Raw genomic sequence first — 25,597 nt, 5'->3', positions numbered from 1 at the left:
TCTAATCCTGTCATTTAATTGCCTTTTGCAGGTTGGGAATATTTAGGTGCTTTAATTTCTTTTTTAACACCAAGTTGTTTCATTAATTCTGCCACAGCAATCTCGAGTTGTGGATCATTTCCACTGGATAATGCTTTTGCATCTTGTCTTACTTCAATATCTGGTGCTACACCAATATTTTCTGCAATCCATTTATTGTTTATTGGGTCAAACACGGCATTATCTGGTGCAGTTAATCCACCACCATCGACTAAAGCATAATGTGTAGATGATTTTACCAATCCTCCCCAAGTTCGCATTCCAATTAGTTTTCCTGCCTTCTGTTGTCTAAATACCCAAGGAAAGAAATCTCCTCCAGAACCAGCAAGCTCATTTATTAATAATACTTTAGGCCCTAAAATACCTGCAGGAAGTTTCATTGGTATTCCGTTGGGAACTTCATTGGTTAATCCAGCTCTGAGGCTACGCGTCATTAAATCTACCATATAGTCATCTAAAAATCCACCTCCATTAAAACGTTCATCAATAACGGCGCCTTCTTTATCTTGTTGAGCAAAATAATAGCGATTGAAGGATACAAAACCAGGTCCGCCAGTATTAGGCACCCAAATATAACCTAAGCGCCCATTCGATAACTTGTCAACTAATCTACGATTGTCTTCAACCCAAGTACGTTGTCTTAAAGAATTCTCACTTCTTATTGGTTCTACAATTTCTGTCCAGTGTCCTTTAAATTCTGGTGTATCATTAATATGAAGAATGGTTTGCTTACCAGAAGTACCGTCTAAATGTTTATAAAAATTATCATTAGATTTTACTTCATTTCCATTAATACCAACGATGTAATGACCTTCTTTTATTTTTAACCCTGGAGCATCCAATGGACCTGATAATCCTGGATTCCAGTTTTCTGTAGTGTAAATACGTTTTATTTGCCAACGACCACTATTTTCGGTCATATCAGCACCTAATAACCCTGTTCTAGAATAATCTGTACTTGGGTAATCACCACCAAAGACAAAACTATGACCAACAGACAATTCGCCATTTATTTGATCTAATATATAGGTTAAATCTGCTCTATGTTTAATGAATGGAACTAACGGTGCATATCTTTTATATACCACTTTCCAATCACGACCATGAATATTAGGATCGTAAAAATAATCGCGCTCGTATCTCCAAGCTTCTTCAAATATTTGTTCCCATTCAGCAGAACGGTCTAACTTCATTTGAAGATTTACTTTTAAGCGTTTTCCGCTTTTAGCGTTTGCTCCACTAGTTTTAATTACTTTCCAATCTCCATTAAGTCTAGCTAGCATATGTTTTCCATTAGAAGTAACCGAAACTGAACTAGCACCAGTTGTAAACTCTTTACTTTCCTGATCTTCTAGACTAAATTTATGAAGGGTGGCGCCTCTTCCATTTTGAATATATTCTGAGATAAAAATAGAACCTTTAGGACCAGCAATAATGTAACCATAATATCTTGAGGGCATTGGTAACGCCAAAGTACGACGACCTATTTCCTCAAAATCTACAACCATAGTCTTATTCTTAACGTCCTCTTTATCTTTAGAGTCTTTGTCTTCTTCTTTGTCATCATTTTTTTTGTCGTCATCTTCTTTTACTTCTTCTTCATCACTTTTTGGTTCAAACGGTGAATCATCATTAGCGTCTAAATTCACAACATAAGCTGAATAAACAGGATCAGCAGTCATAGAGCTTGTATTTGCCCAACCAGAACCTAGTGCAACATCTGTACTTGCTAAGAAGTAAAGCTGCTTTTTATTTAGGTCCCATGCTGGAGAAAATGAATCTGCGAAAGGGTCAGTAATAGCTTTAGTTACATCATTTTTTACCGAATAGATATAAACTTGTCTAAAGTTATTTGATGCAGATTTTTCATAAGCTATCCAGTTACTATCTGGTGACCATTTTAATTCAATACCACCACGTTCTAAATTATTACCACCAACATCAATAGTTTTTATTTTTTTAGTTTCTAGGTTGACATAACGTAAACGAACATCATCGTCTACAAAAGCAATATATTTTCCATCAGGAGACCAAGTTGGACTCCATCCTAATTTAGATTCACCTATTGAAATTACTTCTGGTTGCGATAAACCGTCTTGAGTTGATAACATCAATGTATAACCTTTTCTGTTTTCATCAGAAAACCAAGCAATTTTATCACCTTTAGGTGACCAAATAGGTCTTCGATCTGCAGTGCCAGAACTTTCAGTTAAATTTCTTGAATCACCAAATTCAACAGGGACTGTAAAAATATCACCACGAGATTGCATAATGGCACGTTTTCCATTTGGTGATAATGATGCAGAGCGAGTAGAACGGGACACATCTTTCCATTTAGTTTCTGCCCAAGGAAAATCTCCAACAACGTTAATTTCTAATTGTGAGGATTTACTTGATGAAATGCTCATTTTATGTAAATAACCATCACGTTCGTATACTAAAGTGTTGCCATTTCCATTTAGCCATTTTACATCAGAACCTTTATATTTTGTAATTTGATTTAATTCTTTAGTTCTCGGATTATACGACCAAATGTTTGATACTAAATCCCTATCGGATAGAAAGTAAATCTCATCTCCTAACCACATTGGTTTAATATCTGTAGTACTTTCATTAGGAAGTAACACTTCACTCTGATTTTCTAAATCGAGAATAATAAGAGGAGTGTTTTGTCCACCACGATAGGCTCTCCACTCTACATCCCAACGGTCCATTTTATCTATTATGAGTTGATTTCCATCTGGTGAATACGCTCCATCGTAACTCCATTGTTTAGTTAATAATTGAGGCGCTCCACCTTCAATAGATATGGTATATAACCTGTTATATGGTCTAGGAGCAGTTTCTCTATTACTTGCAAACAAAATATGTTTACCATCATTAGTCCACCCTCTTACAGCAGAACTACTTGGGTGCCATGTTAAGCGTTTAGGTTCTCCACCATCTTTTGAAACGATATAGACATTATTTGAACCAGAACGATTTGAGCTGAAAGCTATCCAATTTCCATCAGGTGAAAAGTATGGGTTAGATTCTACGGCTGCAGTTGATGTGATACGCTTAGCATCTTTAGAATTTAATTCAGAAACCCATATATCACTTCCATAAGTATAAGTGATATGTGTATTACTAATATCAGGTTGACGAAGTAATCGTGTACCTTGAGCAAAAGCTAAAAGACCTGATAAAAGAAATAAAATAGTAAAAGAGAGAACAAGTCTATTAAATTTAAATTGTGATTTCATGTTTGGCGGTTGGTTTTAATATTTATGATTGAATGATGTTATAAAGTTACAAATAACTTAGCCACCATTTGTATTTATTATTGGCTTTATATTTCATGTATTTTTTACAAATAGGATAGAGAATAATAATAACTAGAATCCATACTAGGTAAGTGACCCAGAGATCAAATCCAATATTAAATAGGTAACCACTTTTAAAACGATTTACAGTCATTATAAGTTCTTGCAAGTTCTCACCTAAAATTACGAGCCCAATCAGGCCAATAAGATGGATAAGATACAGGTGTAAAATGTAATAGAAGAAAGGAACCCGACCAAATACGAGTAGCCAATTGGTGACTTTATTTTTAACAGTTTCAATAGCATATAAAAATAATAATGCAGGTCCAATAGTCATTAATGTGTAGATTAATGAAGGTGGATATTTTGTAACATTAAAAAAAGATAAAAGAGTATAAGTTAAATTATCTTGAGAAGACCAAGCCTTTGAATCACCATAAATATTTGCAAAACGTAAAATAAAAAATAGAAGGATAGCTCCAATACCTATACGAAGCAACCAAGTCTTTCTAATTGTTGCATCAAATTCTTTCTGATAAAAATGCCCAAAACAATACCCTAAAATAATAATACCTAACCATGGTAGAAATGGATAAGCAATGGCTAACATGCCTTGCCCTTCATTGATAACTTGAAAATTAAACTGATGCACATAATACCATAATAACGATAATGGTTCTGTGCCTTGTTGTGTTATTCCATCAAGGAAATTATGACCAAGTAGTATTAAAAATCCTAGGGTAAATAGTATTTTTTTTGGTAAGTAAATTAATGCTGCTAAAAGCATCATGCATATACCAATAGCCCAAATCACTTGGAATATGTGTACACTTAATGTTATATCGAATGTCCAAGCAAAGTTAACGACAGTTAATTCTATAAATACTAACCATAGACCTCTGGTAAATAAAAATTTTGCAAGACCATTTTTTGAGGACTTCTTACTTCCATATAGAAAAGCTGAAGTTCCGGCTAAGAATACAAAAACGGGTGCACAAAAATGGGTTATCCATCGTGTAAAGAATAACATAGGTGTCGTAGTTTCAAGATTTGTTGGGTCAACAAACATATAGCCTGTATTTGTGTAATCTCTAACATGGTCTAAAGCCATAATTATCATTACAAGACCTCTCAAAATATCGATGGATTCAATTCTGGTTGATTTAGCTGATTTCATTTTAGTTGATTTATTTTAAAAGTATAAAAAAGCAAGATGTATTAAGTGTACTTTTATAAACATTAACGCTTTTTAGTTCTACTTCATTATAAATAGCTTAACCACCATTTATCTTTATTATTGGCTTTGTATCTCATATACCTTTTACAGATTGGATAAAGTAGTAATACAATTAAAATCCATACTAAATAAACAGTAAAAAGAGAATAGCCATATCCTTGAAGTCTTCCAGAACTCATCGTTTCATTATCTAAAATCATCAATTTCCAATCTTTTCCTGTAATTAATAATCCTATAATTGCAACAATGTGAATAACAAAGATGTGCAAGACATAATAAAAGAAAGGAACTCGTCCAAAAACCAATAAAAAGTTAGTGATTTTGTTTTTAATATTTTCTACAACAAGTAAAAATAAAAGTGCTGGCCCTAAAGTGATTAATAGATATGCTAACGAAGGTCGATATTTACTCACATTAAGGAATGAAATTATAGTTTTCTTTAGTTTCTTGGTAAGCCCAAGGATTTAGATCAGCATAAAAATTAAAACCTCTAAACACAAAGAATAAAACTGTAGCTGATAAACCTAAATATAAAAGCCACTTTTTTCTGATTGTTATTGACGCGTCTTTTTTATAGAATTCTCCAAAACAATAGCCTAAAAGAATGACGCCAATCCATGGTAAAACAGGATATGAGAACTATAAAAAATGACCTTCAGTATAACTAAAACCATTCATTTGATGCAGAAAGTACCAAATTAATGATCCAATGCTATCACCTTCTTTGACAATACCATCTAAAGCATTATGTCCAAAGACGATAAGAAGGCCTAATAAAAGAATAATTTTCTTGGGGAAATGAATAACGATTCCTAAAGTAATCATGCAAATACCGAATGCCCAAATGACCTGAAGGTTGGTGAAGCCGAATGAAGGATCAAACCACCACAAGAAATTATTGATAAATATTTCAGCAAATATTAACCATAATCCTCGCGTGATGAGAAATTTAGATAGTTGACCTTTTGATTTATTTTGTCCATATAAAAATGCAGATGTACCAGCTAAAAACACAAAAACTGGAGCACAGTAATAGGGATAAAACGTGTTCCAAAAAGAATGATATTAGTAGATTCCAAATTTTCTGGATAGTTGCCAGCAAAAGCATTGATGTGAAAGTAGTCTCTAACATGGTCCAAAGCCATAATGACCATAACGAGACCTCTTAGAATATCTATAGATTCTATTCGGGTTGATTTGATTGATTTCATTTGTCTTTAAATGTGATAGTATGAAAAGACTTGAGGGGATTTTAAAGGTATAAAAAAAGCATTGCAATTTGCAATGCTTTAACTTTTAGAGTGAAATCTCTACCTGATTATGTAAAATATCATCAAAAGTTTCTCGCTCTCTTATGAGATGAGCTTTTCCTTTATGGATGAGAACTTCCGCTGGTCTATAACGAGAGTTGTAGTTACTTGCCATTGAATAGCAATACGCTCCTGCATTTTTAAAACACAGCACATCTCCTTCGTTTATTTCAGAAATACGTCTGTTATTGGCAAAAGTATCAGTCTCACAGATATAACCAACAACTGAGTAAAAACGTTCTCTTCCTTTTGGGTTAGAAACATTCAAAATATCGTGCTGCGAACCATATAGCATTGGTCTAATTAAATGGTTAAATCCTGAATCTATCTGAGCAAAAACTGTTGAGGTGGTTTGTTTCACGACATTGACTTTAGCTAAAAATACTCCGGCTTCACTAACTAAAAATTTTCCTGGCTCAAAGGCTAGAGTTAATTCTTTACCATAGTCTTTACAGAACTCATTAAAACGCTTAGATAGTTTTACTCCTAATTCTTCAATATTGGTTTCAATATCACCTGCTTTGTACGGTACTTTAAATCCAGAACCAAAATCTATAAAATCTAGATTTTTGAAATTCTTAGCCGTTTCAAACAGAATTTCACTAGCATATAAAAAGACATCAATATCTAAAATATCACTGCCAGTATGCATATGAATACCATTAATATTCATTTTGGTATTTTCAACAGTACGAAGTATTAATGGAATTTGATGTATAGAAATTCCGAATTTACTATCTATATGGCCTACTGAAATATTAGTGTTACCACCAGCCATTACATGAGGATTAATACGAATACAAACAGGAATATTAGGATGTTTTGTTCCGAATTGTTCTAAAATTGAAAGATTATCTATATTAATCTGTACTCCGAGTTTAGAAACGTTTTCAATCTCTTCAAGTGATACTCCATTTGGAGTGAAAATTATATTTTCAGGTTTAAAACCAGCCTTTAAACCTAATTGTACTTCTTGAATAGAAACAGTATCAATTCCTGAACCTAAAGTATTAAATAATTTGAGTATGGAAATGTTTGATAGTGCTTTAACTGCATAGTTAAGCTTTAAATTCTTAACCTTACCAAATGCTTTTGTTAAACGTTTATACTGAGTTGTGATTGTTTCTGAGTCATAAACATAAACTGGACTTTCAAAGTCTTTTGCAATCTTTAATAAGGTATTATTTTTCATTAGTTTAATCTTAATAATTATTTAATTGGGAATCAAAAGTAGAAGTTATTTGTAGCTAAAACATAATAAATGAAAAAATATAGCTAATTTTACACATAATGTTAAATAATTAACAATTTGAAGACAATAGCCTCTTGTGTAGATGAAATTATAATGTCAAGTCCTTTTTTAGAAGAAGGTTTATCTCGAGATATTATTAATTTTTCAGCTTTAGCAAAAGATTTAAATCATACGATTTCTCAAATGTTACGTAAACCTGTTAAAGACGGAGCCATTATGATGGCATTACGACGACATCAACAACCTTTGAATCTTGACAATTCAGTTCCATTAAAAAGAGTTTTTAAAAACTTAGGTGATATTACAGTACGTTCTAACCTCAGTGACTTTACATTTCAAAATTCAAAGTCATTGATAAATAGTCATACACAAGTATTAGAAAAAATAAGTGCGAATCAACAAATTTTCTATGCCTTTACTCGTGGTATGTTTGAGAGTAACATCATTATCTCAACATCAGAGAAAGAAAGTATCTCAAAAGCATTTAAAAATGAAGTACTTATAGGACAACAAGATAAACTATCTGCTATTAGTATATACTTACCAAAAGGTAATTCGAAAATTGCGGGTTTATACTATCAAATTTTTAAGCGTTTAGCTTGGGAGAGAATTACTCTGTATGAAGTTGTTTCTACCACAAATGAGTTTACAATAGTCGTTGAGGATTTATTGGTAGATAAAGCGTTTTCTGTAATTAAGCGTTTAAAAGACTGAAAAAATTAAGGATAATTGAAATAGATAAAATAAGATACAGTATTTATTAAAAACAATTGGTAAAAACGTTTTAGTATCCTTATTTTTGTGCACCAATAAATCATAGAATTTCCATTTTCAAGGAAAAAATAAATTGAACATTTATTATGAATTTACACGAATATCAAGGAAAAGAATTACTAAGCAGCTTTGGAGTACGCATTCAACGTGGAATTGTAGCTCAAAGTGCTAAAGCAGCAGTTGATGCAGCTAAACAAATGACAGCTGAAACAGGAACAGGTTGGCATGTTATTAAAGCTCAGGTTCATGCAGGTGGACGAGGAAAAGGTGGTGGTGTTAAACTCGCTAAAAATCTCCAAGAGGTTGAAGAAATTGCTGGTAATATTATAGGTATGGATTTGGTAACTCCTCAAACTTCTGCTGAAGGAAAAAGAGTGCACCAAGTATTAATTGCTGAAGATGTTTATTATCCTGGTGATAATGAGCCAGAAGAATATTATATGTCTGTACTGTTAAATAGAGGTACAGGAAAAAATATGATTATGTATTCTACCGAAGGTGGAATGGATATTGAAACTGTTGCTGAAGAAACACCACACTTAATTTTTACTGAAGAGGTGGATCCTGCGTTAGGATTATTAGGTTTCCAAGCGCGTCGTGTAGCATTTAATTTAGGTTTATCTGGCGCAGCTTTTAAAGAAATGACAAAATTTGTATCTGCATTATACACAGCATATGTAAAGTCTGACGCGTCTTTATTTGAAATCAATCCGGTTTTAAAAACAAGTGATGATAAGATTATGGCTGTAGATGCTAAAGTTACTTTAGATGATAACGCTTTATATAGACATAGAGATTTAGCTGAAATGCGAGATTTACGTGAAGAAAATCCTATAGAAGTTGAAGCTGGTGCTTTAGGTTTAAACTATGTAGATTTAGACGGAAACGTTGGTTGTATGGTCAATGGTGCTGGTTTAGCAATGGCAACAATGGATTTAATTAAGCAAGCTGGTGGTGAACCAGCAAACTTTTTAGATGTTGGTGGTACTGCAGATGCAGCTAGAGTAGAAGCTGCTTTTAAAATTATATTAAAAGATCCTGCTGTAAAAGCAATCTTAATCAATATTTTTGGGGGTATTGTACGTTGTGACCGCGTAGCACAAGGTGTTATTGATGCTTATAAAAATATGGGCAACATTTCTGTTCCAATTATTGTTCGCTTACAAGGAACAAATGCTGACATCGCAAAAGAATTAATTGATAATTCTGGTTTAGATGTTATGAGTGCAACTGAATTTCAAGAAGCTGCGGATAAAGTACAAGCGGTACTTTCATAAACATAGTCTACATATTATATAAAAAAATGCGCCAAAAGGCGCATTTTTTTTGCCCTAATGTTAAATGATTGTTAGTCAGTGTTAAACTATGTTAATTCAACTCTTAATAGTGTAACATCATTAATAATTAATCGTCTATAGAGTATCAATCTAAAAATCGAATAATTATGAAAACATTAAAAATGTTAGTACTAGTCGTAGCAGTTACGTTTAGTAGTGTACTTTCAGCGAGCACAAATCCAAATGAAAAAGCTGAACCAGCTTCAATCTCTAAATCTATTGGAGATTTATTGCAAAATCCAAATTTTCAATTGGATGAAACTATTAACGCAATGGTGAAAATTTTTATTAATGAAGAGAATGAAATTGTAGTATTATCTGTAGATACTGATAATAAGACTGTTGAATCTTTTATTAAGAGCCGCTTAAACTATAAAAAACTTTCTAAGAAAGCTGTTGGTTATAGTAAGTCATTTAAAGTTCCTGTTAAGATGGTAAAATCTAAATAAGGTTATGTAAAATTAAATAAAAAGAGTAACATTAACTGTTACTCTTTTTTTGTTTATCCTTATTTGAATTTTGTTTTTTAGGCATAGGTCCTCTTAAATGAATAATTAACCCATTAAGGAAGTTTCTAAGAATTTGATCTCCACATGGCATATACTTTGGGTGATCTTCATTTCTAAAGAAAGCATTTAGTTCACTTTTAGAAATCCTAAAATCTACCAATGCTAAAATTTTTACCATATCGTCATCTCTCAACTTATGCGCTACTCTCAACTTTTTGAATATGTCATTATTTGTCATATTTAATTCTTTTCTTGTTTTTATATTCTTCTTTAGGTTTACCCAATTAGGTTCATTTGCCCTCAATAGGTTGAATACCAAAATCAGTTTAAATGTAAAATTTTAAGGTTCATTGCTAAAAAAAATAGATGAACGTCCTCAAAATTATTTTTATGTAGTATGCTAGCTACAAAGTTGAGTTGATAAACGCTAAATAATTCCGACAAAGTACACCTAACTTTTCGACAAGATACAAGATATCAACGACAATAAAATAAACTACCTACTTAACTTTACAATAATAAAATAATACTATCTAACCCATGATTAACAGAGCTGAAAAATTGAGTTTGCTATCCGAAATGATTGCTTTTGCTCAAACAGATGAAAATATAAAGTCGATTGAATATAATTTTTTATTTAGTATCGCCAAACAGTTGGATATATCAAAAGAAGACTTTGAATACCTATTTGATCATCCTGTTACCTATGTGCATCTAAAAACACACAGTGAGCGTATTGTTCAGTTTCACAGATTAGTACTACTTATGAATTTAGATCATAGAGTAGCCCCTAAACAATTAGTGAAGATTCATAATTTTGGTTTACGAATGGGATTAAGTCACGAATCTATTAATCGCGTCTTAGATTTAATGGATAGTTTCCCAAACAAAATTGTACCACCAGATTTTTTAATTGACATTTTTAAAGTACAGTATAATTAATTAGGTAACCCTATTTTACTTTTAATTTTTCTAGTTTATTTTGATAAGCTGTAATCTCATCTCTAAACCGAGCGGCTTCCATAAAGTCTAAAGCTTTTGCGGATTGCTCCATTAATTTACGCTTTTCTCTTATTTTCTTTTCGAGCTCACCTTTTGTTAGATATTCACTTTCAGGTTCTGCAGCAATTTTGGCATCTAATTCCGTTCTGTAAGTACTCACAGAATTTTTAGCTAAAGCACTATCTAAGCTTTTATTTAATGCTTTCGGTTTAATATTATGTTTGGTGTTGTAAGCTATTTGCTTTTCTCTACGATATTCAGTTTCATCAATTGTTTTTTGCATGCTCTTAGTCATCTTATCTGCATACATAATTGCTTTTCCATTGAGGTTTCTTGCGGCTCTACCAACTGTTTGTGTAAGAGAACGCGTAGATCTTAAAAAACCTTCTTTATCAGCATCTAAAATTGCAACTAAAGAGACTTCTGGTAAATCTAAGCCTTCTCGTAATAAGTTAACACCAACCAGTACATCAAAAACACCTTTGCGTAAATCTTGCATTATTTCAACACGCTCTAAAGTATCCACATCACTATGGATAAAACGACAACGAATCGAAATACGAGTTAAATATTTAACTAATTCTTCAGCCATTCGCTTAGTTAATGTCGTCACCAAAGTACGCTCATCCTTTTCAACACGATCTTGTATTTCTTCAATTAAATTATCAATTTGGTTTAGACTTGGTCTAACTTCAATAATTGGATCTAACAATCCCGTAGGACGAATGACTTGCTCTACGTATACTCCATCTGTTTTTTGCATTTCGTAATCCGCTGGAGTTGCAGAAACATAAATTACTTGGTTTTGTAATGCTTCAAACTCTTCAAACTTTAAAGGTCTATTGTCCATTGCGGCTGGTAAACGAAAACCATAATCTACAAGATTTACTTTACGGCTTCTATCACCACCATACATAGCATGGACTTGAGAAATGGTTACATGACTTTCATCTACAACCATTAAATAATCATCAGGAAAATAATCTAATAAACAGAAAGGACGAGTTCCTGGAGCTCTTCCATCTAAATATCTTGAGTAGTTTTCAATTCCTGAGCAATAACCTAACTCACGAATCATTTCTAGATCAAATTCGGTGCGCTCTTTAAGTCGTTTGGCCTCGAGATGTTTTCCTATTTCTTTGAAATAATCGTGCTGTTTTACTAAATCATCTTGAATATCCTTTATTGCACCATTCAAAACATCTGGCGAGGTGACAAACATATTTGCAGGATAGATATTTAGGCGATCATAACGTTCTATAATTTCGTTGGTATGTGCATCAAAGGCTTCAATCTCTTCAATTTCGTCTCCAAAGAAGTGAATTCTAAAGGCGTTGTCAGAATAACCTGGAAAGACATCTACCGTATCACCTTTTATTCTAAAGTTTCCATTTTTAAAGTCGGCTTCAGTACGAGAGTATAAACTTTGTACCAATTGATGTAATAGTTTAGTACGAGAAATCACTTGATCGCGTTCAATCGTAATTACATTTTTTTGAAATTCAACAGGATTACCAATACCATACAAACAAGATACGGAAGCTACAACAATCACATCGCGACGGCCAGAGAGTAGAGAAGAGGTTGTGCTTAATCGCATCTTCTCTATTTCTTCGTTAATAGATAAGTCTTTCTCTATATATACACCAGATACAGGAATGTAAGCCTCTGGTTGATAATAATCGTAATAGGATACAAAGTACTCAACAGCATTATCAGGAAAAAACTGTTTAAATTCAGAATAGAGTTGCGCTGCCAACGTTTTATTATGAGCTAAAACTAATGTTGGACGCTGCACTTCTTCGATGACATTAGCAACCGTGAAGGTTTTTCCAGAACCAGTTACACCTAAAAGAGTTTGGTACTTTTCTTTACTGTCAATACCACCTACTAATTGTTTTATAGCTTCTGGTTGGTCTCCTGTTGGTTTGTAATCTGATTCAATTTTAAATCGCATAACACAAAGTTACGACAAAGATTAGCAGAAATCAATTCCATTTTACTGATTGCTAAAGGTATTCGTAATATTATTTTGAAAGAAAATTCATAACTCCAATTATAAGTTTTGGACTATATAATTGTTATAAAAAAGCATTAGTGCAAACCTGAGTTTTTAAGAATTGTGCAGTGAACTTAAGACGTTTATTTAATAATGCTATAATTTATAAATAGTAAATTGAAAGGTTGTTGGTGTTAAAGTGCCAGAACTATTGAATATACGAACTTGTATATCTCCACCACTTATAATAATGCTAGATGTTCTAAAAGCAGTTGAATAAGGTGTTACTACACATGAGGTATTATTCACACTTAATGTTACAGTATTGACACTAATGGTTAAAACACCAGAAGCTAAACTTGCTGTAAAATTACCTGTACCACTTAAAACATTACCATTAGACTCAACTGTTCCATAAGCAATAGGAACGATGTTAGCATTACCTGTTGCTACTCGATTTATTTCTTCAGTTACGTCTATTGTACCAGTGACATTCAAATTATCAGTAACACTTAAATCATCTGTAACATCTAGACTGCCATTTATACGTATGAAGTCATTATCAAATTCGCCATAAATAAGAGCGTTATTTGTACCTGAATTTTCTATATATAATCTATTTGATCCTGTTTCATTATAACCTGCTTGAAAACCAATTGCGATGTTACTAGATCCTGTTATATTATTATTTAGAGTTTCATACCCAATTGCGATGTTATTAGATCCAGTTGAGTTATTAATTAAAGATTGATAATCAAAAGCTACATTATTATCACCTATATTTGTTAAATTAAGAGACTGATATCCAATTCCTATATTTCGGTTATCTGAACTATCGTCATTAATACCAGCTCCAATACCTAAAAAAATGGACGAACCATTTTCTGAACCATCATTATCTGACTTTGCATCTGTTAAATCATTTATTTCATTGATTACCGCATTAGCCCAAGTCACATTTCCTGCGCCATCAGTTTGCATGATTTGATTTACAGTTCCATCTGCTGTAGGGAATTGATACGCATTATTGATATCTAAAGTGCCATTTATTCTTAAAAGATCAGTATCGAATTCACCGTAAATTAAGGGAAAAGCAGAACTACTGTTTTCTATATATAATCTATTAGAACCTGTTTCATTATAACCTGCACGATAACCTAAAGCAATATTGTAAGATCCTGTTGAGTTACCATATAAAGATTGAGCACCATAAGCGACATTATAATCACCTGTAATATTTGAATATTGACTTTGAGTTCCAATAGCGATATTAGAATTTCCTTCAGTATTTAAATTTAAAGCATAATAACCATTAGCTATATTAAAGCTTCCAATTAAATTCTCACCTAAGGCTCTAGTTCCAGTAGCAATATTATAATCCCCTTCAGTATTTGAGAGTAAGCTGTTATTTCCAGTTGCAATATTAGAATTCCCTGTTATGTTACGGTATAAAGATTGATATCCTGTTGCTACATTTCCATTTCCTTCTGTATTATATCGCAAAGCCCTATATCCTGTGGCTGTATTATAACTTCCTTCTGCATTAAGAAATAGAGCCCTAAATCCTGTTGCTACATTTAGAGTACCTGTTGTATTTAAAGATAAAGCTTGATGTCCAATTGCTGTATTTTCACTGCCTGTACTATTTAAACGAAGAGATTGAAATCCAACACCTATATTATGATTATTGGAACTATCATCATTAAGACCTGCATCAATACCTAAAAAAATTGAAGAACCATTATCTGAGCCATCATTATCAGATTTACCATCTATTAAATCATTAATTATTCTTGCTCCACTGCCAATTGGTAACCATCCCGCTCCATGACTGTAGTAATAAAATCCTGGTGCGTCACTACCAACTGTAGTCGTAAGGTAAACCATCATGGCATCTTGATTTGAACTGACTCCAGTTGGAAACACATCTACTTTTGGGATGAGTATGCCATCCGTAGCTATTGGTGCGGCTTGATTTGACGAACGAATATCTAATTGAGCTTGTGGATCTGTAGTATTAATGCCAACTTGTGAATTTAACACAGAAGTAATACAAATCATAATAATACAGAGTGTGAGATAATTTTTCATTTTTTTGTTTTTAGCTAATATTTTAAAGAAAGCCGCTCCCTACAGCGGCTTTCTTTTGTTAGATAGATATGTTTTATATCTCTCTAATCTTTAAGTTATGTCATCTTTAAATCGTTGCATGGGTGTCTGTAGATTTTAGTTTTATCAGATTATTTATTAAAAGTGGTTTTCTTTATGATTTTATTATTATGTGTGATGTTTAAAACATATTTACCAGAAGTGAGATGATTAACATTTATGTAAATCGTTTTTGACTGAAAATGGTCAATTTCGCTTTTGTAGGTTGTACGTTTTTTTTTCATACACCACAAAACTATAGGCATACCAATAAGAAGACTGTGAGGTATGTAACAAGAGTTGTAACTATTGTAACATACTATTAATAATAAGGGTTCTAAGGGTTTTGAAGTTAGTTTTATTTACGTTTTGTATACTCCGTTGGTGTGCATTTGTAAAAGTCTTTAAAGCATTTGGTAAAGTAAGAATGGTCATTAAAACCTACAGAATACCCAACTTGCGAGATATTAATATCTGAGGTTTTTAGAAACTGCGCAGCCAGCTTTAGACGTTGAGAACGAATAAATTCTGATGCTGTAAAACCAGTCAATGCTTTGAGTTTTCTGTGTAATTGCATACGACTCATGCCAACAGCTTCTGAGAATTCCGTAACATTAAATGAGGGCTCGATGAGGTTTTTGTCTAATGTAGTTTGTACTTTTTCCAAGAACTGTTCATCTAAATTAGTAATAGAAATATCTTTTGGTAGTAATACCAGTTCTTGGCTGTAACGCAATTGTAGTTGTTTCCTCGATGCAATGAGTTTTTCGACTTTAAGTGCTAATAATTTTTTGTCAAAAGGCTTGGTAATATAATCGTCGGCACCAGAATCTATACCTGAGAACTGACTTTCTACTTCTGCTTTTGCCGTCAGTAATATTATTGGGATATGCGATGATCGCTCATCATTTTTTATGTCTTTAGTAAGCGCAATACCATCTTTGATAGGCATCATAATATCCGAAATAATAAGATCTGGAATATGTTCTAAAGCCAGTTCAACTCCAATTTTTCCGTTCGGTGCAGTAATAATACTATAATTGTCTTTAAAAATATGTTTTATTAAATGCCTTAAGTCTTCATTGTCTTCTACGATTAGTAGAATAGGTAAGTCACTATTTGTAAAGACCTCATCATCTTCAATTTTAGGGTCTGAGTGTAAATGTGTCTCGGTTGTAATTTCGTTATTAGACTTAACTAAAATAGTGTTGTTTTTGAAGTTATTTTCGTCCACAGATAGACTGAGGCTAAATAGTGTTTCCTTGTTTGGTATACTATGAACTTCGATTTTTCCTTTATGTAATTCTACCAATTCTTTAACCAGAGCTAAACCAATACCAGAACCTTGATTTTGCTCATTAGTTTGGTAAAAACGCCCAAAAATATTATCGAGTTCAAAAGCTGTTAAGCCTCTTCCAGAGTTTTTTACTTTTAGAAATAGTCTGTTTTTTTCTATATAGGCTTCAGTTGTTATAAATCCATTTTCTGGTGTATATTTTATGGCATTAGATAAAAGGTTAATTGCTATCTTTTCAATAGCATCTTTATCAAACCAAACCTCCTCAATACTATGATTTATATTAAGGATATAGCTAATATTTTTTTGTAGTGCTTGGTAAGTGAAAGCTTCACTTAGTGCTAAAATAAGTTGAAGCACATTGCCTTGTTGTAGCTTTAATTTTAACTGCCCTTCATCAATTTTAGATAAGTCTAGAACTTGATTAACAAGTTTTAAAAGCCGTTCAGAATTTTGCTTGGCTATAGTAAATTGTTGTCGCTTTTGATTAGATATAGAATCTTCTGTTAAAATATCATCGATAGGACTGTTTATTAATGTTAAAGGTGTGCGAAACTCATGCGAAATATTAGCAAAGAAGTTAGATTTTAGTGTGTCTAATTCCTTTAATTTGGTGTTTGTTTTTTGACGATTTCGAAAAAGAAAATATAGAGCAAAACCAATAATAGAAAGAATACATATACTCCCTAACAAAATATAGCGTTCGTTCTTTTTTTGTTCTTCTATGATTTCATTTTGAGATTTAAGCAATTTAATCTCTTGTTCCTTTTTAGAGGTCTGGTACTTTGTTTCAAGCTCTGATATATTTTTCTTATTAAATTCGGTTTGAATTGACATAAGGTGATGTCTTGCTTTTTCTGATGCCTCAAATGCTTTATCAAATTTCCCGAGATTAAAATAGACACTTGCAAAGATTTCTTGGATGTCATACTCGTTTTCTTCACGAACAAAATAAGCATTATCCATAAGTTCCTGAGACGTATTTAAGTGCTCTAATGCCTTTTCTGGTTTTTTATTAGTATTGTAAAATTTGGCAATGTTATAATGCGTAATTGCCATTTTTAGAGTGTCAGTACTTTTATTAATTGCTTTTAATTCTTTTTTGAAATAATATAAAGCTGAATCTAGTTGATTGTTTTTATTATATAAGTTTGCTAATCCATTATAGATTAAAGATTTTCTAAGATGATTTTCCTTAAATATAGTATCACTATGTACAGTATATGTTAGTGCTATTTGGTAATTAGCAATGGCTTTTTGAGGGTGATTTCTTTCCGTATCTAAATAGGCTTGATATTCGTAAAAAATAGCTGCTGGGACATTAAGAAAATTTGCATTGTAGAAGTCTAGACTATCTTTTTCAATTTTTAATCCGTCTTCAACTAATTTAAGACCATCATTAATGTTTTTATTTAATTGAGGAAAATAACTGGTGTCATTGACAGAACGCGATTCATAAAGAATTTCGATAATTTTTACTTTAGTCATGGCAGTTAAGAATTTGTCTCGTTGCTTAATTTCTAAAAGAGAATCTAATCTAAGAAAATGCTCGAGAGCACTGCCATTCATGTTTTTTCTGTAATAGAGCGCACCTCTAGTATAATAGATGTTTTTTAGGTGTTTCCATTGATTGTTTTTTATAGCAAATTGCTCAGACTCCTCTATATAGGCTAATGCTTTTGTTAAATTAGGCTCAAGTATACTCAGAGTTCCACAAATTTCTACCTGTAAGGAATCGGCATTTAGTTGTTTCGCCAAATTGTAACTAACTTTTGCATATTTATAGCTACTATCTAATAGGCCTTTTTTATATAATTTTTTAGATGTTTTAATGAGCGCTTTTAAAGAATCAATTTTTTCTTGATTTTGCCCAATACAAATTAGAGGGAATATTAAGATAATGATGATATACTTTAAATTCATGATAATATTAACTGATAAATTTAATATATACAATATTATAAATATGAATGAGTTAACTCTGGTAATTATGTAACAAAGGGTGTTACGCATGTAACATGTCCTAAAAATGAAATATTAATTTTGATTATCGCTTGAGCGCAAAATGACCAGTATAAGATCTGCCGTCTATAAACTTTGCGACATACCAATAATCATCACTAGCTAGTTTATTTCCATTAAGATTGCCATCCCAACTTGTTTGTTCTGAATTGAGTTGTATGATTAGTTTTCCGTAACGATTAAAAATATTAATAGATTCTAATTGACTGAATTGCGTATTGGTACCTCTCACTTTCCATGTTTCGTTGTCAGTATCTCCATTTGGTGTAAAGAATTTTGGAAAACCAAGAACAGAAATGATTTCTTCTGTAATGCCACAACCATTTCTATCTCGTATATAAAAGGTGTGAAAACCTGCTGATAAATTGGTAAACACATTGCTTTCTTGATAAAAACCATCAATATCATCTACAGCAAAGTCATAAAAACCATTTCCAGTAACATCTATAGTTACAGTGTTATTTGGGGCAATACCTTCTATGGTGATATTTTCAATTATGGCAATTTCAGAAGGATTTATAGTAATTGTTCTACGAGCTGAACAGCCATTAGGATCTGTAACAATAACAGTATATATACCAACCTCGTTAATCTCATTAAATAATGTTGTAACATCTGTCAACGTTCCATTATAGAACCATTGATAATAATAGTTATTAGGTAAATCATTGAGGATACCTCCATAAATCGTTATTGTTTCTGGGAATGCATTAAGGCAGTAAAGGATAGTTTCATCCTGTTCTAAAAGTGGAGTATAAAGTACATTGAGGTTAACGGTTGTAATACTAAAACATTGATTATTGTTTTTAATTTTCACGAATATGGTTTGTGAATCTACTATACTATTTTCATAGTTACTTTGTAGTGCATTAACCTCACTTAATGCATCTGATTCGTTTTCATAATATGTGACTTCAGCATTCGTAGGTATCTGAGTTATAATTGATGCAGCGATGTCATTTAGTGTAAAATTTGCAAAACCATCTCTAATGTCTCCATCACAGGCACCTAAATCTGGTATACTTATTATATTATTAGATGTTTGTAATTCTAATTCAGCAATATCAAAACAATTTGCAGCATTTATGACTCTTGCGAAAACTGTTTGAAAAGGTGCTGTATTCTGAAAATTGGTTGGATTTGAAACTGGATTTATATTATTTTCAGCATCAGATTCTGTTAGATAAAAATTTTGAATTGCTAATGAGTCATCAGAGTTAGTTAAATTATTAGTAGCATCAAAGAGATTAAAAGTGGTTAATCCATCTTGATTTACATCACATTCTATTAAAATTGAATCTTGTCCGACAGGTAAAGGAGAATATTCAATAACCACTTCTCCAAAGGAAATACAACCATCTGCAAGACCTACTTCAACAGTATAAGTTCCTGGTTCGATTATAGTAAATGTCTCACAACCTACACATCCACTTGGAGTTGATTGTATTAGAATATCATCTTTATACCAATCAATAGAGGGTAATCCAGCTTCATCAACAATGAGATCTAGAGTTTCTCCTTCACACAAAGCGTTTCCTGTTGCAATGAGTCGGCTTGGTCCCAAATCTGTTGATAATTGAAAACTACCAGCTTCTAAAAACACAGCGGAATCAAACCTAAAGTTTTGTTCATCTGCAATTACCAATTTTACATGGTAGGATTGATTAGGAACTACGTTAGCAGTTGCAGTTAAAACAGCAGTTTGTCCATTAAAGTTTATAGGTGAATTGACACCGTTGTAACTTCCAAAATAAGTTTCGTTTTCAGGTGGACAGCTTCCAGGCACTCCAGGAGTTACTGTTGTCGCTTTAACTGGTATGTTTGTGTCAGGTACTAGTGCAATATTTTCATATTGATTTTGCCCAACTGTTGGTCTGATTAAAAACCCAAATAAGTCAGAGAATTGACAGCTGTTGGGATTATTTTCTTGATATTCTTCTGAAGCAAAAATGTACCTAAAACTTACTTGAGATGCCACAGATGTAAAATCAAATTCTAGTAGAGTTGCATTTAATGTATTGGTTTCATTTAAGGAAAATTCTAAATCTGAATCTCCTTCCCAGTTAGGTGCATCATCGTCACTTAGCGTATTGTTTGGTCCAGGTACATTAACTAACCTTCCAGTACTAAGGACAATGCCACTTTCAAAAGGAAATGTAGTACCGGTTGCATCAAAAAAACCATAGCTTTGCTCTATACCACCAAAATCTCCACCTACAATATTTGTTACTAAGACATTAGTAATACAATCACTATCAATTAAAATATCTTCAATGAGTTGTTGAGGAGTATAAGTTTGACTATTTACACTAATATTCTGCGAATAAGAAAATAGTGTTAATAATAAGGTGGTATATACTAAAAAATGCTTCATTTATAACTTTAGGGATAGCAAAGATAACTATCAAAATAGCGTTTGATTATATAAAAGATGTTAATATTAGATTGTAGCTAACGTCTTAAAGCAAAATGCCCTTTCACTTGAAAACTTTCCCCATTTTGAATGACATTAGCGATATACCAGTAATCACCTGCTGGCATTTCGTTGCCGTTAAAAGTACCATCCCAACCAGAAGTGTTATGGCCTAACTCTTTTAGAAGTTTACCATAGCGATCAAAGATATGTATAACTGTACCTGTTAGAGTTTCAACTCCAGTAATATGCCATGTATCAAAATCTCCATCGTCATTTGGAGAGAGATGTTTTGGGGTATCAATAACTAAAACGTCTCTTGTAATTCTATCACAACCATTTTGGTCTATTATCGTAATTGTGTTGTATCCTATAGGTACGTTTACAAAAATATTTGAAGATTGAAGCGGTCCATCATTTAATTGGTATAGATAATTACCAATACCATTAACAGTTACAGTAATGTTATTTGGATCTGAAAAATCAATAGTTTCAATGACGTCAATTTCTGCTGATTCTGATTCAGTAACGTTAAATGTACTGGTACTTTCACAACCAAATTCATTAGTAATGGTTACAGAATATGTGCCAGTTTGAAAGATTTCAATTTCTGAGGTCGCTGCATTCGTAGACCATAAATAACTATCTAAAGGGTTATTAGTATCAGCAGAAACAACAAGTGGTAAATTATTTAAACAAACAACTTGTTCTTCAATAGACACAAAAGGTAATGGATTTATTACGACGGAGAATTGTGTGAAATCATAACAAGACGTCTCATTATTTGTGAGTCTTACAAAAATGGTTTCACTATTATATGCTAAATATTCATTATCAATAGCTTCATTGTTTTCAATGGCATCTATCTCAGAATTATGGTATGTAATAGTATAGTCATTTGAATTCTGACCATTTAAGACGGCTCCGTTTTGTAGTGATAAATCAAACTGTACAAATCCATCAAAGTCATCGTCACATGCTATTAAATCATTAGGTTGGTTTGCGATTGGTAATGGATTTACATTAAGCGTAAATGGATAAACCGCATAACAATGTGTGGTACTGTATTCAGCTCTTACGTATAAAGTTTCGATAGCATTTGTATACGAATAGTTGGTGTTAAGTGGATTTATATTTGCTTCAGCATCAGTTTCACTAGTGTGATAACTTATAAGTACATTAAAAGTGTTTTCGAAGAGAGCATCATTAATATCTAAGAGGTTAATGCTATTATCTAAAGTATCACATGTATTAAATGTTTCAATGTCATTAATTACTGGAGGACCATTTAATATTAAAGAAAATGGTACTGAAGAAAAGCACGTGGTGCTGACGTTAAGTACTTTTGCAAAAATAGTTTGAGGATTACTCGTGTTGGTATAATTTTCAAAATTTAGAATTTCATTGGTATTATTTTGAAGATCTTCTACAGATTCATAATAAGAAAATTCAACACCATATTGACGACCTTCTAAAATAAGAAGTTCAACGTCTGTTAAATTCCATTCTTGTTCAAATTCATAATTATTAGCACAATTAATAAGTGATTGTCCGTAATTGACCTCTGGTAACGCTAAGGTTGTAATATTAAATGTAGCGACACTATGACAACCAGAAGCTAAATTTTCAACACGAGCATATATCAGTTGTGGATTTACTGTTGTGGTGTAATTTAATGGTAACGCATTGGTACTAATATCTGCATTTAGAGGAGTTAGATGAAACGTAACATTTAAATCTTGACTAACACCATTAGTAATTTCATCAATTTTTTCATTAAAATCTACAGTATTTAATTGGTTGCCATTATAATCGCACTCAAAAATATCAGTAGGTTCGTTGTAAAGAGGTGCTTGTCTCACTTCAATTTGCATAGGTGCTACTTTGTAACAACTATTTCCTGCTTCATTCTCAAGTCTTACATATATAGTTTGTGGATTAGAAGATGCCAAATAAGGAGCATTTTTATCGATGCTATATTCTCTATTATTTGCATCTATTTCAGTTTCAAAATAAAGGACTTCCATACCAGATTGACCATTAATTACTTCGATGTCTTTGTTGATAAAATAAAATTCAGAAGTTAAGTTTGGTTCTGTTTCACAGTTAATATAATCTGAAATTGAATTTAGTATTGGGTCTTCATAAATCTGAATATCTAAAGGAACTACAACAAAACAATCTAAATTTTCTAAGGCTACCCTAATATAAAGTTCGGTAGATTGCGTAGTATAGTTCTGAGTATTAGTAATAGGACTTATGCTAAGTACTGCATGTCTAAAGTTTTCGTGAAATGAAACTGTTACATTAGATAAATCATCAGATAATTGAGGTAATACACTCTCTAGATTTACTATTGCAGTATCATCATAGTCGTATTCGCAGACTACAATCGGATCTGGTGTTGCAATAGCTAACTCATCAGAGATATTGACTTGTACGGTTGTAATACTATAACATTGTGTTCTTCCATTTATAACACGAGCATAAAGAATAGGCGAACTACTCGTTGCATTGTAAGTTACAAATAACTCATTTTCATCAGATATGGCATCCGCTTCATTTTCATAAAATGCGATGCTTGTATCTGAGAGTCCTTCGGATACTATATTTTTTAAAGGGCCAATTAAGATACTAGTATAACCTTCTTCTGCATTAGGATTTCCACAATAGTCTATGACCTGTGGAGCTAATATAGGAAGAGGGTTAACTCTTAGGGTTACTTCAGTATAGTAGTCACAGTTATTACTAGAAACGGTCGCATAAATAATACCTTCAGAATTAGTAACAGTATATGGTATGCCTAAATCAATTGTATTTATGCCATTAGATCGATCTTCTACGGTGTTAAAAAATGTAACATCAATATCGTATCCGTCTTTTATTTCTTCTGCAACTTCCATTAAATCAAAATCTAATATTCCATCACCCGAAATATCATCACACTTTTGAACAAGAGGTTGATCTCCAATTACATTACGTGTTAAATTGGTATGCAAATCTACTTCAGCTAATGTAGGACAGGGTTGATTTAGATTTTTAACATTCATGTAAACAGTTTGTTGAAACGGAGTTTCATTTTGATATAGATATCCTGGGAAAATCGGAAACGCTTCATCTTCTGCATCTTGGATACTTGTGTAAAAAGAAACATTAGCATCTGGATATTCTTCTAAAACTTCATTAACGATAATCTCTAAATCAAATATAGCTGTGGATTCACCTGAATCTAAGCATAAATCAATAAAAAAGCGTTGGTTGAAATCTAAGCGATCTAGAATGATAATTTGTATCGGTACTACTATAAAGCAACCTGTAAAATCATTTACGATTCTTACGTAAGTATAAGTTGATCCAAAAGGCATTTCAGATGCAAAGGTGATTGAGTCTACTCCGTCGTTAGCATCTTGTTCTGTTGTATGATATGTAACGGTTCTATTAAATTCATAATTGGCAATTTCAAAAGCGTAATAAGAGAGTTCTAAATAGCCTACACCATCAATTAAAAATTGAGAACATAGGATTATTGGAGGAATAATTATAAAATTTGGTTTAGCACCTATTTCTACATTGAAATTACCAATTTGTAAACAGCTACCATCTAGACTTTCTATTCTCACATATAGTGTTTCAGAAGAATCTGTGTTTTGATAATCACCAATAATTGGAGCGATGTTATTAAAAGCATCATCTTCTGATCTATGGTAACTTATAACATAATCGGTTGATGGTAAAGCATCATATATTTCGTCATTTTTTGTTGTTAAATCAAAGAACACAATGCCATCTGCAGGTGGCTCATCGCAAATAACAAGATCAGAGATTGGCACAGCTTGTTGAAAAGGAACTGTATTAATAATAACAGAATCAGAAAATGAACAGGTTCCGTTTGGAAGTTGTATGGTCACCACAATTTCATAAGTTCCTGATTCTGTGACATCGAATAAAGGACTTGTTGCTCCAACTATTTCTATGTCGTCTTTAAACCACGTGTAAGATGCATTTGGCATTGTAACTGTACCATCTAAAACTACAGAAGAACCACAGGCTGTAACATCAGGACCTAAATCTACTGTGTTTCCAAAACTATCAGATTCGATAAATACGGCAGAATCAAAACGTTGATCAATATGATCTGCTATTATAAATTTAACGTGGTAAGTAACACCTGGTGTAATATCAGTACTTGCATTTAAAACTACTGTCTGTCCATCGAAATTAGTTGCAGGAAGGTTATATCCTTCAAAAAAAGAGTCGTTTTCTGCATCGCAACCATTAACAATTTCTGGATGAATAGAACTCGTTGTGACAGGAATGTTTGTATCTGGTATTAAAGCAATATTTACATAAGGATCTGCAGAACCTACTTCTTTTATTAAAATAGCAAATACATCTCGGAAATTACATGCATATTGTTGTTGGTATTCATCTGAAGCAAAAATATATTTAAACCCAACACTGTTATTTGTAGATGTAAAATCAAATTCTAAAGACGTGGTATTAAGTGTTTGGTTTATACCAAGAATAGATTCGATATCTGAGTCTGTTTCCCAATCTATATTTCCATCATTTAAACTTAAAAATTGAGTTGTATTACCTGCGGAGGTTATGTTTCCTGTAGATAATACAATACCATTCTCTAATGGAAAATCAGAAGTACCTCTATTAAATAATCCATAGCTGGTAATGCCATTTATAGTTCCGTTAATGTTGGAGGTAGCATTTTCTGCAATAACACAACTACCATTAGTCAGGTTATCTATCAACTCTTGTGGCTGCAAAGAATTGTCAGTAATGATTTGCTGCGCATATATGAAATATATATGCGTGAAAAGGAAGAGAAATAAGTATATACTTTTCTTTTTCATCGAGTCAATTAGAAATTATTACAGCAATCTAGAGAGCGGAGCTCTCTGTTTTTGACATAAAGATACTAAAAAGCCTCGAAAAGCT

Annotated in this window: 16 protein-coding genes; 4 read left to right on the top strand and 12 right to left on the bottom strand. The window is 32.3% G+C overall.

Features of this window, described 5'->3' with window-relative positions; all coding sequences use genetic code 11:
* Nucleotides 1-14: 14 nt before the first annotated feature.
* The 6 genes from WPG_RS01575 to lysA form a co-directional block, all read right to left on the bottom strand.
* Nucleotides 15-3,284: a S41 family peptidase gene (locus tag WPG_RS01575; protein WP_045468498.1), complete on the bottom strand. Its 3,270-nt coding sequence runs from the start codon at nucleotides 3,282-3,284 to the stop codon at nucleotides 15-17.
* 46 nt (nucleotides 3,285-3,330) lie between these two features.
* Nucleotides 3,331-4,521, bottom strand: coding sequence for a DUF1624 domain-containing protein (locus WPG_RS01570; RefSeq protein WP_045468495.1), 1,191 nt, complete (start codon nucleotides 4,519-4,521; stop codon nucleotides 3,331-3,333).
* Nucleotides 4,522-4,607: 86 nt separating this feature from the next.
* A complete protein-coding gene (locus WPG_RS18485; protein ID WP_231850239.1) occupies nucleotides 4,608-4,994 on the bottom strand; it encodes a hypothetical protein in 387 nt (128 codons plus the stop codon).
* Between the two features lie 226 nt (nucleotides 4,995-5,220).
* Nucleotides 5,221-5,595, bottom strand: coding sequence for a hypothetical protein (locus WPG_RS18480; RefSeq protein ID WP_231850238.1), 375 nt, complete (start codon nucleotides 5,593-5,595; stop codon nucleotides 5,221-5,223).
* On the bottom strand, nucleotides 5,586-5,792 hold the full coding sequence (locus WPG_RS18475; RefSeq protein WP_231850237.1) for a hypothetical protein: 207 nt from the start codon (nucleotides 5,790-5,792) through the stop codon (nucleotides 5,586-5,588). Before WPG_RS18475 ends, WPG_RS18480 begins: the two co-directional genes overlap by 10 nt.
* A gap of 85 nt (nucleotides 5,793-5,877) precedes the next feature.
* Entirely contained in the window at nucleotides 5,878-7,083 is a 1,206-nt protein-coding gene (gene lysA / locus WPG_RS01560; protein ID WP_045468489.1) for a diaminopimelate decarboxylase, read from the bottom strand.
* Between the two features lie 117 nt (nucleotides 7,084-7,200).
* Between lysA and WPG_RS01555 the strand changes: the two genes are divergently transcribed.
* The 3 genes from WPG_RS01555 (at nucleotide 7,201) to WPG_RS01545 (ending at nucleotide 9,703) form a co-directional block, all read left to right on the top strand.
* A complete protein-coding gene (locus WPG_RS01555; RefSeq protein WP_045468486.1) occupies nucleotides 7,201-7,857 on the top strand; it encodes a hypothetical protein in 657 nt (218 codons plus the stop codon).
* A gap of 146 nt (nucleotides 7,858-8,003) precedes the next feature.
* Nucleotides 8,004-9,194 carry an ADP-forming succinate--CoA ligase subunit beta gene (gene sucC, locus WPG_RS01550; RefSeq protein WP_045468484.1) on the top strand — a complete coding sequence of 397 codons (1,191 nt, stop codon included), beginning with the start codon at nucleotides 8,004-8,006 and terminating at the stop codon, nucleotides 9,192-9,194.
* A 167-nt stretch (nucleotides 9,195-9,361) separates the two neighbouring features.
* Nucleotides 9,362-9,703: a hypothetical protein gene (locus WPG_RS01545; RefSeq protein WP_045468482.1), complete on the top strand. Its 342-nt coding sequence runs from the start codon at nucleotides 9,362-9,364 to the stop codon at nucleotides 9,701-9,703.
* A gap of 31 nt (nucleotides 9,704-9,734) precedes the next feature.
* Here the strand turns inward: WPG_RS01545 and WPG_RS01540 are convergent, their stop codons facing one another.
* On the bottom strand, nucleotides 9,735-10,067 hold the full coding sequence (locus WPG_RS01540) for a DUF1456 family protein (RefSeq protein ID WP_410529692.1): 333 nt from the start codon (nucleotides 10,065-10,067) through the stop codon (nucleotides 9,735-9,737).
* Between the two features lie 236 nt (nucleotides 10,068-10,303).
* Here WPG_RS01540 and WPG_RS01535 point away from each other — a divergent pair, with 236 nt between their 5' ends.
* Nucleotides 10,304-10,705, top strand: coding sequence for a hypothetical protein (locus WPG_RS01535; protein ID WP_045468479.1), 402 nt, complete (start codon nucleotides 10,304-10,306; stop codon nucleotides 10,703-10,705).
* 10 nt (nucleotides 10,706-10,715) lie between these two features.
* On the opposite strand, the gene uvrB is transcribed toward WPG_RS01535, so the two are convergent.
* The 5 genes from uvrB to WPG_RS01510 all read right to left on the bottom strand — a co-directional run bounded on the left by uvrB (nucleotide 10,716) and on the right by WPG_RS01510 (nucleotide 25,410).
* Nucleotides 10,716-12,722, bottom strand: a complete 2,007-nt coding sequence (gene uvrB / locus WPG_RS01530; protein ID WP_045468476.1) for an excinuclease ABC subunit UvrB — start codon at nucleotides 12,720-12,722, stop codon at nucleotides 10,716-10,718.
* 198 nt (nucleotides 12,723-12,920) lie between these two features.
* Entirely contained in the window at nucleotides 12,921-14,855 is a 1,935-nt protein-coding gene (locus WPG_RS01525) for a beta strand repeat-containing protein (RefSeq protein ID WP_144374397.1), read from the bottom strand.
* 415 nt (nucleotides 14,856-15,270) lie between these two features.
* Nucleotides 15,271-18,132: a response regulator gene (locus WPG_RS17170; RefSeq protein WP_052471116.1), complete on the bottom strand. Its 2,862-nt coding sequence runs from the start codon at nucleotides 18,130-18,132 to the stop codon at nucleotides 15,271-15,273.
* Nucleotides 18,133-18,256: 124 nt separating this feature from the next.
* A complete protein-coding gene (locus WPG_RS01515; RefSeq protein WP_045468470.1) occupies nucleotides 18,257-20,605 on the bottom strand; it encodes a T9SS type B sorting domain-containing protein in 2,349 nt (782 codons plus the stop codon).
* Nucleotides 20,606-20,682: 77 nt separating this feature from the next.
* Nucleotides 20,683-25,410: a T9SS type B sorting domain-containing protein gene (locus WPG_RS01510; protein WP_052471115.1), complete on the bottom strand. Its 4,728-nt coding sequence runs from the start codon at nucleotides 25,408-25,410 to the stop codon at nucleotides 20,683-20,685.
* Nucleotides 25,411-25,597 lie beyond the last annotated feature (187 nt).

Source organism: Winogradskyella sp. PG-2, assembly GCF_000828715.1.
Lineage (GTDB): Bacteria > Bacteroidota > Bacteroidia > Flavobacteriales > Flavobacteriaceae > Winogradskyella.
This window is presented reverse-complemented; position numbering and strand designations above follow the sequence as displayed.

Coding starts and splice junctions, on each gene's coding strand:
- WPG_RS01575 (WP_045468498.1), bottom strand. CDS start 3,284: ATGAAATCACAATTTAAATTTAATAGACTTGTTCTCTCTTTTACTATT.
- WPG_RS01570 (WP_045468495.1), bottom strand. CDS start 4,521: ATGAAATCAGCTAAATCAACCAGAATTGAATCCATCGATATTTTGAGA.
- WPG_RS18475 (WP_231850237.1), bottom strand. CDS start 5,792: ATGAAATCAATCAAATCAACCCGAATAGAATCTATAGATATTCTAAGA.
- lysA (WP_045468489.1), bottom strand. CDS start 7,083: ATGAAAAATAATACCTTATTAAAGATTGCAAAAGACTTTGAAAGTCCA.
- sucC (WP_045468484.1), top strand. CDS start 8,004: ATGAATTTACACGAATATCAAGGAAAAGAATTACTAAGCAGCTTTGGA.
- WPG_RS01545 (WP_045468482.1), top strand. CDS start 9,362: ATGAAAACATTAAAAATGTTAGTACTAGTCGTAGCAGTTACGTTTAGT.
- WPG_RS01535 (WP_045468479.1), top strand. CDS start 10,304: ATGATTAACAGAGCTGAAAAATTGAGTTTGCTATCCGAAATGATTGCT.
- uvrB (WP_045468476.1), bottom strand. CDS start 12,722: ATGCGATTTAAAATTGAATCAGATTACAAACCAACAGGAGACCAACCA.
- WPG_RS01525 (WP_144374397.1), bottom strand. CDS start 14,855: ATGAAAAATTATCTCACACTCTGTATTATTATGATTTGTATTACTTCT.
- WPG_RS17170 (WP_052471116.1), bottom strand. CDS start 18,132: ATGAATTTAAAGTATATCATCATTATCTTAATATTCCCTCTAATTTGT.
- WPG_RS01515 (WP_045468470.1), bottom strand. CDS start 20,605: ATGAAGCATTTTTTAGTATATACCACCTTATTATTAACACTATTTTCT.